Consider the following 9,837-nt stretch of genomic DNA (forward strand, 5'->3'; position numbering starts at 1 on the left):
TCCCTGATGCCGCTGCGCCTGGCCCGCTACGGCGTCCCCCTCGCCCAGACCGCCCCGGACGGCCTCGCCGCCGCGGGCATCGAACTCCCGGCGCCCGCCGCGGCACCGGCGGCCCTGGCCCCGGCACCGGCCGGGATCCCCTCCGCCGCGGACGCCGCCGCTCCCGCCCTCGGACGGAGCCCCGCGGGTCAGGCGCAGCCCCCGGCGCCGGGCTACCCGACGCATGAGGGCACCCCGGACGAACAGAGCCCGTGGTTCAGTTCGCACCCCTACGCCGACACGTACAACGGCGGCTACGACCCGACGTACGACCCCGAGCAGCAGTACGAGCAGTGGTACGCGGAGCAGGAGCCGTACGAGGAGCAGCCGTACGACCAGCCCCACCCCGAGGACCCCGCCTTCCCCGTCCCCGCGGGACCGGGCCGCACCCGTCCGCTGGGCGGCGGCGCGCCCCAGCCGGGCATCCCGGCGCCCCGCCAGGAGGCCGGGACCGAGGCGGAGGTCCCGGCGGAGGGCACGGACGAGCAGCAGCCGGCCGGCGGCGTCCCGGACGGCATGTCCCGTGACGAGGCGTACTTCCAGGCGTTCCGCAGGTACGTCAACGAGAACATGGACTTCCCGAACGCCCGTCAGTTCGGCCTGTACCTCCAGGACCTCTACGGGGTGCAGGGCCAGTCGGGCGGGCCGCTGACGGAGAGCACCCTGCGTCCGTACCTGAAGGCCTTCCGCGACCGCTACCAGCAGGACCTGGACGCCCAGGAGCAGCCGGCCTGACCCGGGAAGGCCGGAGCGGACGAAGAAGGGGTGGGTGCCCGTGTCGGGCACCCACCCCTTCTTCGTGCCGGGCGGGGAGTCTCCTCCCCGCCCGGGCTCAGGCGCTCAGCAGCTTCCGCACCCGGTCGGCGCCCACGGCGAGCAGCAGCGTGGGCAGCCGCGGCCCGGTGTCCCGGCCCACCAGCAGGTGGTACAGCAGCGCGAAGAAGGCACGCTGCGCGGTCTTGATCTCCGGCGGCAGCTCCTTCGGCGTCGCGTCCGCGGAGAATCCGGCCTGGACCTTCGGCACGCCGTAGACCAGGTGGGTCAGTCCGTCGAGGGACCAGTGCGAGTCCAGTCCGTCGAGCAGCAGCCGCAGCGACTCGCGGCCCTGGTCGTCCAGGGAGGCGAGCAGCTCGGCGTCGGGCTCCTCGCGCACGACCGTGCGCTGGTCGGCCGGGACCTGCGTGTTGATCCACGCCTCGGCGCGGTCGAGCCGCGGCCGCACCTCGTCCAGGGAGTCCAGCGGACGGGCGGGGTCGAGGTCGTTCAGGATCCGCAGGGCCTGGTCCGCGTGGCCGGCGGTGATGTCGGCGACCGAGGCGAGCGTGCGGTACGGCAGCGGCCGTGCCGTCTTCGGCAGCTCTCCGGCGGCGGTGCCGACCGCACGCGCGTACGCGGCGGCGTCCGCCGGCAGCACGCTGGCGTCGGCGACCTTCACGGCGAGCTTGTCCCACTCGTCGTAGAGCCGCTGGATCTCCTGGTCGAAGGCGATCTTGAAGGACTGGTTCGGCCGACGGCGCGCGTACAGCCAGCGCAGGATCTGCGGCTCCATGATCTGGAGCGCGTCGGCGGGCGTGGGCACGCCGCCCTTGCTGGACGACATCTTCGCCATGCCCGAGATGCCGACGAAGGCGTACATCGGGCCGATCGGCTGCTTGCCGTCGAAGATGCCGACGATCTGCCCGCCGACCTGGAAGGAGGAGCCGGGCGAGGAGTGGTCGACACCGCTGGGCTCGAAGATGACGCCCTCGTACGCCCACCGCATCGGCCAGTCGACCTTCCAGACCAGCTTGCCGCGGTTGAACTCGCTGAGCTTCACGGTCTCGGCGAAGCCGCACTCGCCGCAGGTGTACGCCAGCTCGGTCGTCCCGTCGTCGTACGAGGTGACCGTGGTGAAGTCCTTGCCGCAGCTGCCGCAGTACGGCTTGTACGGGAAGTAGCCGCCGACGCCGCCGGAGCCGTCGTCCTCGGCGGCCGCGCCGGAGCCCTCCTCGGCCTCCAGCTCCGCCTCGTCGACCGCCTTCTGCTGCTGCTTCTTCGCCGGCTTCTTCTTGGTGCGGTACTGGTCGAGGATCGCGTCGATGTCGCCGCGGTGCTTCATGGCGTGCAGGACCTGCTCGCGGTACGCACCGGAGGTGTACTGCTCGGTCTGGCTGATGCCGTCGTACTCGACGCCCAGCTCGGCCAGCGACTCGACCATCGCCGCCTTGAAGTGCTCGGCCCAGCTCGCGTACGGCGAGCCGGCCGGGGCGGGGACGCTGGTCAGCGGCTTGCCGATGTGCGCGGCCCAGGACTCGTCGACGCCCGGCACCCCGAAGGGGACCTTGCGGTACCGGTCGTAGTCGTCCCAGGACAGCACGTGCCGCACCTCGTACCCGCGACGGCGGATCTCGTCGGCCACCAGGTGCGGGGTCATGACCTCGCGGAGGTTGCCCAGGTGGATGGGGCCGGACGGGGAGAGGCCGGACGCGACGACGACGGGTTTGCCCGGGGCGCGGCGCTCCGACTCGGCGATGACCTCGTCCGCGTAACGGGAGACCCAGTCGGTGGTCTCGGTGCTCTGAGCCACGATCGGCACGTCCTTCTTTCCGTCAATCCCACATGAGCCGGTGGGGGTCCCCTGCTCCGGCGACGCCGGGCCCGGGGGAGGCTGTACGGCTGACCGCACCATTCTCCCAGCTTGCGCCGCATCTGCGAAAACCCCTTTTCAGGGCTGTGGACAACCGGCGCGGGCCGGTGCCGGGCACCGGATAACGTGTCGAGGCCGTGTTATACGCCGTGGGATACTGACCCGGTCCATCCGCATGCTTCGAGGAGAACGGCAACCACTCCATGGCCTCGGTCCAGTCCCTCACCGCTTCTGTCCACCAGCGCCTCGCGGACGCCCTCTCGGCAGCCCTGCCGGAGGCCGGTTCCGCGGACCCGCTGCTGCGACGCAGCGACCGGGCCGACTTCCAGGCCAACGGCATCCTGGCGCTCGCCAAGAAGGCGAAGGCGAACCCGCGGGAGCTGGCGGAGCAGGTCGTGGGTTCGATCCCGGCGAACGACGTGCTGGCCGAGGTCGAGGTCTCGGGCCCCGGCTTCCTCAACATCACGGTCGCCGACCGGGCGATCACCGAGAACCTGGCGGCGCGCGCCGCGGACGACCGGCTGGGCGTCCCGTCCGCCGATGCCCCGGGCACGACGGTGATCGACTATGCGCAGCCGAACGTCGCGAAGGAGATGCACGTCGGCCATCTGCGGTCCGCCGTGATCGGCGCCGCGATGGTGGAGATCCTCGAGTTCACCGGTGAGAAGGTCGTCCGGCGGCACCACATCGGCGACTGGGGCACCCAGTTCGGCATGCTCATCCAGTACCTGTTCGAGCACCCGCACGAGCTGGACCACAAGGGCGACGCGGAGGTCTCCGGCGAGGAGGCCATGTCGTCCCTGAACCGCATCTACAAGGCCTCGCGGGCGCTCTTCGACTCCGACGAGGAGTTCAAGGCCCGCGCGCGGGACCGGGTGGTCGCCCTGCAGGCCGGTGACCCGGAGACCCGTGCCCTGTGGCAGCGGTTCGTCGACGAGTCGAAGATCTACTTCTACTCGGTCTTCGACAAGCTGGACATGGAGATCCACGACCCGGACGTGGTCGGCGAGTCCGGCTACAACGACATGCTCGAGGAGACCTGCCGCATCCTGGAGGAGACGGGCGTGGCCGTCCGCTCCGAGGGCGCGCTGTGCGTGTTCTTCGACGACGTCAAGGGCCCCGACGGCAACCCCGTCCCGCTCATCGTGAAGAAGTCCAACGGCGGCTACGGCTACGCGGCCACCGACCTCTCCGCGATCCGGGACCGGGTGCAGAACCTCAAGTCGGACACCCTGCTGTACGTCGTGGACGCGCGGCAGTCGCTGCACTTCAAGATGGTCTTCGAGACCGCACGGCGGGCCGGCTGGCTGAACGACGAGGTCAAGGCCTTCCAGCTGGCCTTCGGCACCGTGCTCGGCAAGGACGGCAAGCCGTTCAAGACCCGTGAGGGCGAGACGGTGCGGCTGGTGGACCTCCTCGACGAGGCCATCGAGCGGGCGACCGGCGTCGTGCGCGAGAAGGCCGGGAAGGTGGGCCTGACCGAGGAGGAGATCCTCGAGAACGGCCGGTACGTCGGCATCGGCGCGGTGAAGTACGCGGACCTGTCCACGTCCGCCGTCCGGGACTACAAGTTCGACCTGGACCAGATGGTGTCGCTCAACGGCGACACGAGCGTGTACCTCCAGTACGCGTACGCCCGGATCAAGTCGATCCTCCGCAAGTCCGGCGACGCCCGGCCCGCCGCCCACCCGGAGCTCGAACTCGCCCCGGCCGAGCGGGCACTGGGTCTGCACCTGGACCAGTTCGGCGAGACGGTGCACGAGGTCGCCGCGTCGTACGAGCCGCACCGCCTGGCGGCCTACCTGTACCAGCTGGCCTCCCTGTACACCACGTTCTACGACCAGTGCCCGGTGCTGAAGGCCGACACCCCGGCCCAGGTGGAGAACCGGCTGTTCCTGTGCGAGCTGACGGCCCGCACCCTCCACCAGGGCATGGCCCTGCTGGGCATCAGGACGCCCGAGCGCCTCTGACACGACGAACACCGCGAGGCCCCCGCCGGGAAGGATCCGGCGGGGGCCTCGGCGTGTCGGCGCCCCGGGGCGCGCGATGTTCCGCCTCGCGCCTGTACGGGAGTCGAGTTCTCCCGTTGCGCGGGACAGCGGTTGCGGAGAGTCACTAGCGTGGATCTCCAGGTGAACCCGTACCCGGAATTCGTACGGGTCCACACGGGGTCCCGTACGGGCCGGCGTGGGGATTGGACCGGCATGAACACCAGGAAGCAGCCGCGCAGGAAGAACCTCTCCACCATGCGGATGGTCGGCGCGCAGATGCAGACCGCCCGCAGGGCGGCGGGGTACACCCAGCGGTCCCTCGGCGAGGCGGTCCTCGCCGACGAGGAGACCATCGCCTCGATCGAGCAGGGCAGACGCCCCCTGCTCCCCGCCCTCGCCGAGGCGCTGGACCAACTCCTCGACACCAAGGGACTGTTGCTGGCCGGGGTCGAGAACATGCCGGAGATCGACCAGTTCCCGCTGTACGCGGAGCAGTACATGGTGCACGAGCGCGAGGCCGTCGCCCTGTCCTGGTACGACAACGCGGTCCTGCCCGGCCTGCTCCAGACCGAGGCCTACGCCCGCGCGGTCCTGCGCGAGCGCGTCCCCGCGTACGACGAGGACGAGATCGAGACCAAGACGGCGGCCCGCGTGGGACGCCAGGAGATCCTGCACCGCAAGTGCCCGCCGACGATGAGCTTCATCGTGTGGGAGCCGGTCCTGCGCATCGGTATCGGTGGCCCGAAGGTCCGCCGCGAGCAGCTCCGGCACCTGCGCGAGTGCGCCGAACTTCCCGGCCTGGCACTCCAGTTACTGTCGGCGAACACGTCCTCGCACGCCGGACTGGCCGGTCCCTTCACCCTCCTGGAGACACCGGACCACCTGCACCTCGCCTACACCGAGGGCCAGCGCGGCAGCCAGTGGGTCTCCGACCCCGACGAGGTGTCCATCCTGGCGCGCAAATATGCGATGCTGCGGTCACAGGCCCTGTCCCCCCAGGAGTCCAGGGGTCTGCTCGACCGTCTGCTAGGAGACACATGAACACCGCACTGCAGTGGTTCAAGTCGAGCTACAGCGGCAGCGAGGGCGGCGCCTGCCTCGAAGTCGCCTACACCTGGCGCAAGTCCAGCTACAGCAGCGACGAGGGCGGCCAGTGCGTGGAGGTGGCCGCCTGCGCCCACGCCGTCCACGTCCGGGACTCCAAGAACCCGACAGGACCCGCCTTCCGGGTCACGCCCGCCGCCTGGGCGGCCTTCACGACGCACGCGGCCCGCTAGCAGGGTCGCTCTGCTCTGCGGGTCCCGGCTTCGGCCGGGCCCGCCGACGGAACCCCGCTAGCCCTGGGGCGCCTTCTCCCACTCGCTGCCGCCCAGCGGGTGGTCGTAGGACGGCCGCCCCGCGTTGCCGCTCGTCCGGAACGGCTTGCCGTTGTCGTCGATCCTGACCGTCCCGTGCCGGCTCCCGCTGGACCAGTCCAGCTCCAGGTACCAGCTCACATCGTGCGCCTGGGCGTGCGCGGTCACATAGAAGACCTCGGGGTCGGACTCGCTCACCTTGTAGGGGAAGTCCCGCTGGCCGTCCTTGGGTTCGGTGTCGGGCCGGCTCGAGTCGAGGTTCACGTCGAAGGACTTCGTCGTCACCTTGCCGCCGCAGCCGACCCCCATGACGTAGTCGTTCCAGGCGAGCGGCGCGCCCTTCTGGACGACCCGCACATGGAGCGCCTCCAGGACGACCGTCTTCCGCCCGGTGCCCTGCACGGTCAGCGCGAGCATCTGGTCCCGGGCCGCCACTCCCCCGAGCGCCCCGACCCATCCGCGTGCGTCCTGCTCACTGGGCGGCGGGGGCACCTGCGCGGGTTCCCGGTTCACCACGTAGTGCTGGCTGCACGGGCCTTCCCACTTGTACGCGTTGGCGGTGACCGAGGGTGCGGTGGCGCCGTCCGCGGCCCCGGCGGAACCGCCCTGGGCCTCCGCGCCGCTCCGGGACGCGGACGCGGACGCATCCGCGGACCCGGAGGGCGTCGGGCTGCCGCTGCGCGAGGGGGACGCCGAGGGTGACGTGCGGTGCGTGCCGGGCGAGGGGGTGGTGCCGGGTGCCCCGGCACCGGACGTGGCGGCGGCGTCCACGGACCGCTTCCCGTCCTGGGCCGGGCCCTCGCCGGGCATCAGATCCAAGAGGAGCACCGTGGACACGACGGCGGCGGCCACGGCGGCACCGACGAGCGCCGCGCGGCGCCGCCGCACCCGACCGGGCACGGCGCCCGCCGACCGCCCCCGGGCCTCCGGCCCTTCGGGTCCGGGTGCGAGGCCCGGCTCCGGCGCGGACACCGGATCCGTACCCTTCGTGGCGCCGTCGCCCGTCGTGGGGCCCGTGTCCTCCGAGGAGCCCGTGTTCGCCGAGGAGCCCGTGCCCTGCGCGGAGTCCGTGTTCCCCCCAGCGGCGGCCTCCGCCGCGGGAGCCGCACCCGGCCCCGGAACGGGCTCGGGCGTCGCCCCCGGTCGGTCCGCGGGTCCCGGACCCGCGTCCTGCACCGGACCGGCCGGCGCTCCCTTCCGCCCCCGCAGCACATCCGCCCGCACCCACTGCCGATGCAGCTCCACCAGCTCCTGGGGGGTGGCTCCGCACACCCGCGCGAACCGCTCCACGGGTGCGTAGTCCGTCGGTACGGCGTCCCCGTTGACGTACCGGTGAAGCGTGGACGTACTCAGGTGCAGCCGCTTCCCGAGCACCCCGTAACTGAGTCCGGACCGCTCCTTGAGTTCCCTCAGCAGTCCCGCGAACTCGTCCCCCGCCACCGTTCCTCCCCTGCCCCGCGTCCCGTCCGGCATTCCAACGGGACGCCATTTCCCCTGGTCAGACCCCGTACAAGCGTTCCAGCGTCCCGAAAACCCCGGCAACCGTGGCGGCCGGGACGGACCGCCCCGCAAGCTGATGTCATCCAAGCACGCCGCTCCCGGCAACCGGTCGAGGGCGTGCGCCCACCACCGATCCACCACAAACGGGGGGACCCATCATGTCCGCACGCACCACCCGCATCCGCCTGTTCGGCGCCGCGACCGTCGCCCTCGCCACGCTCTCCCTGACGGCGTGCGAGAACGGGGACGGTGCCCGCGACGAGGGCGCGTCCGCGGCGTCCACCTCCACCGCCCGGCACGGCGGTTCGGCAGGCTCCGGCGGCTCGTCCACGACGACGGCCGGAAGCGGCGGCAGCACGAACGGCGGTGGTGCGAACAGCGGTGGTGCGAACAGCGGCAGCGCGAACGGCACCGCGTCGGGCGGCTCCACGAGCGGCAAGAGCGGCGCCGCCACGAAGGGCGGTGCGAACGGCAGGAGCGCGGGCTCCTCCGCGCACTCCAACAACCAGCCCTGCAACGGCGCCAACACCAAGACCACCGCCACCGTGGTCTCCCGCCCGCTGAACCACCTGCTCCTCTCCGTCACCAACACCGGCACGAAGAACTGCGACCTCCTCGGCTACCCGGCGGCCCGGTTCGGCGAGGCCCAGGCCGTCCCGCCGGTCATCGAGGCGAGCCACCCCCAGGCGGTCGTCACGCTCGCCCCCGGCGAGTCCGGCTACGCGGGCGTGCTCCTGTCGGCCGGTGACGGCAGCGGCGGGAACGGCTACACGGCCAAGTCCCTCACGGTCCACTTCGACAGCGGCAGGGCCGCGACGCCGGCGCTCCCCGCGAAGGGCGTGTATGTCGACGACAAGCTCAGCGTGACGTACTGGCAGTCCAGCATGGACGACGCCCTCTCGTACTGACGCCCGGCGAGCGGTCCGTGAACGGCCGGCCGCACGGCCGGTACGCGTGGGGGCGGGTGCCCGACCGGCATGGCCGGGCACCCGCCCCCACAAGGAACGTCTTCGCCCTCCGCCGGGAGGACGGGGGGACGGGGCGGAACGCCTAGCGCAGACCCCTCGCGGCCTCGGTCGCCCAGTAGGTGAGGATGTTCTGCGCTCCCGCGCGCTTGATGCCGAGCAGGGTCTCCATGATCGCCTTGTCGCGGTCGATCCAGCCCTTCTCGGCGGCGGCCTCGATCATCGAGTACTCGCCGGAGATCTGGTACGCCGCCACGGGCACGTCCACCGTGTCCGCGACCCGGGCCAGGACGTCCAGATAGGGGCCCGCCGGCTTCACCATCACCATGTCGGCGCCCTCTTCGAGGTCGAGCGCCAGTTCGCGCAGGGACTCCCGGACGTTCGCCGGATCCTGCTGGTACGTCTTGCGGTCGCCCTCGAGCGAGGAGGCGACGGCCTCCCGGAAGGGGCCGTAGAAGGCGGACGAGTACTTCGCGGTGTAGGCGAGGATCGACACGTCCTCGCAGCCGATCTGGTCGAGCGCGTCCCGGATCACCCCGACCTGGCCGTCCATCATGCCGCTCGGGCCGACCACATGGGCGCCCGCGTCGGCCTGGACCTGCGCCATCTCGGCGTACCGCTCCAGGGTGGCGTCGTTGTCGACACGGCCCTCGGCGTCGAGCACACCGCAGTGGCCGTGATCCGTGGTCTCGTCGAGGCACAGGTCGGACATGACGATCAGCTCGTCCCCGACCTCGGCCCGCACATCGCGGATCGCGACCTGGAGGATCCCGTCCGGGTCGGTGCCCGGCGTCCCGATCGCGTCCTTCTTCGACTCCTCCGGAACGCCGAAGAGCATGATCCCGGAGACCCCGGCCTCCACCGCCTCCAGCGCGGCCTTCTTCAGGCTGTCGCGGGTGTGCTGGACGACACCGGGCATGGCCGCGATCGGCACGGGCTCGCTGACGCCCTCCCGGACGAAGGCCGGGAGGATGAAGTCGGCCGGGTGCAGGCGGGTCTCGGCGACCATGCGACGCATGGCGGGGGTGGTGCGCAGCCGACGCGGACGCGTACCGGGGAAGGATCCGTACTTCGTCATGCCGCCTACGCTACGCCTGCCCCGACAGCACCTTTGCCGACGCAGCGTCGGCGCGACGGGGGTCCGCCGGACCGGACCGCTCGGGCCGAAGGCAGGCCACGCCGGCCCGTACGGCGACCGGCAGCCCGTCATGGGGGTCCCCCCTGCTCGAGCGCAGTCGAGAGCTTGGGGGAGTTCGAGGACGAGGCCGTCCAGGCCGAAGCGGGGGTGGGGGGGGGGGGGGGGGGCCCCCCCCGCCCCCCCCCCCGAGCGGGGGGGGCCCGGGGGCGCGACCGCGCGGGCG

General features: G+C 72.0%; 7 protein-coding genes and 1 pseudogene. 5 read left to right on the forward strand and 3 right to left on the reverse strand.

Features of this window, described 5'->3' with window-relative positions:
• Positions 1 to 774, forward strand: a pseudogene (locus tag ACWCP6_RS35410) (DUF2637 domain-containing protein); the annotation flags it as partial.
• Positions 775 to 871: 97 nt separating this feature from the next.
• Here ACWCP6_RS35410 and lysS read toward each other — a convergent pair.
• Positions 872 to 2,614: a lysine--tRNA ligase gene (gene lysS, locus ACWCP6_RS35415; RefSeq protein ID WP_450936756.1), complete on the reverse strand. Its 1,743-nt coding sequence runs from the start codon at positions 2,612 to 2,614 to the stop codon at positions 872 to 874.
• A 254-nt stretch (positions 2,615 to 2,868) separates the two neighbouring features.
• Between lysS and argS the strand changes: the two genes are divergently transcribed.
• From argS to ACWCP6_RS35430, 3 genes are all read left to right on the forward strand, one after another.
• The gene (argS, locus tag ACWCP6_RS35420) at positions 2,869 to 4,635 is read left to right on the forward strand and encodes an arginine--tRNA ligase (RefSeq protein ID WP_450936757.1); all 1,767 of its coding nucleotides are present in this window, start codon (positions 2,869 to 2,871) and stop codon (positions 4,633 to 4,635) included.
• Positions 4,636 to 4,869: 234 nt separating this feature from the next.
• A complete protein-coding gene (locus ACWCP6_RS35425; RefSeq protein ID WP_450936758.1) occupies positions 4,870 to 5,697 on the forward strand; it encodes a helix-turn-helix domain-containing protein in 828 nt (275 codons plus the stop codon).
• The gene (locus tag ACWCP6_RS35430) at positions 5,694 to 5,933 is read left to right on the forward strand and encodes a DUF397 domain-containing protein (protein ID WP_450936759.1); all 240 of its coding nucleotides are present in this window, start codon (positions 5,694 to 5,696) and stop codon (positions 5,931 to 5,933) included. The genes ACWCP6_RS35425 and ACWCP6_RS35430 overlap by 4 nt, the downstream gene beginning before the upstream one ends.
• A gap of 57 nt (positions 5,934 to 5,990) precedes the next feature.
• Here ACWCP6_RS35430 and ACWCP6_RS35435 read toward each other — a convergent pair whose 3' ends face one another.
• Complete coding sequence (locus tag ACWCP6_RS35435; RefSeq protein ID WP_450936760.1) at positions 5,991 to 7,451, reverse strand: helix-turn-helix domain-containing protein; 1,461 nt, start codon at positions 7,449 to 7,451, stop codon at positions 5,991 to 5,993.
• Positions 7,452 to 7,669: 218 nt separating this feature from the next.
• On the opposite strand from ACWCP6_RS35435, the gene ACWCP6_RS35440 reads away from it, so the two are divergent.
• Entirely contained in the window at positions 7,670 to 8,419 is a 750-nt protein-coding gene (locus ACWCP6_RS35440; RefSeq protein WP_450936761.1) for a DUF4232 domain-containing protein, read from the forward strand.
• Positions 8,420 to 8,561: 142 nt separating this feature from the next.
• Here the strand turns inward: ACWCP6_RS35440 and hemB are convergent, their stop codons facing one another.
• Positions 8,562 to 9,554, reverse strand: a complete 993-nt coding sequence (gene hemB, locus ACWCP6_RS35445) for a porphobilinogen synthase (RefSeq protein WP_450936762.1) — start codon at positions 9,552 to 9,554, stop codon at positions 8,562 to 8,564.
• Between the last annotated feature and the right edge of the window lie 283 nt (positions 9,555 to 9,837).

It is taken from the genome of Streptomyces sp. NPDC002004 (assembly GCF_053593975.1).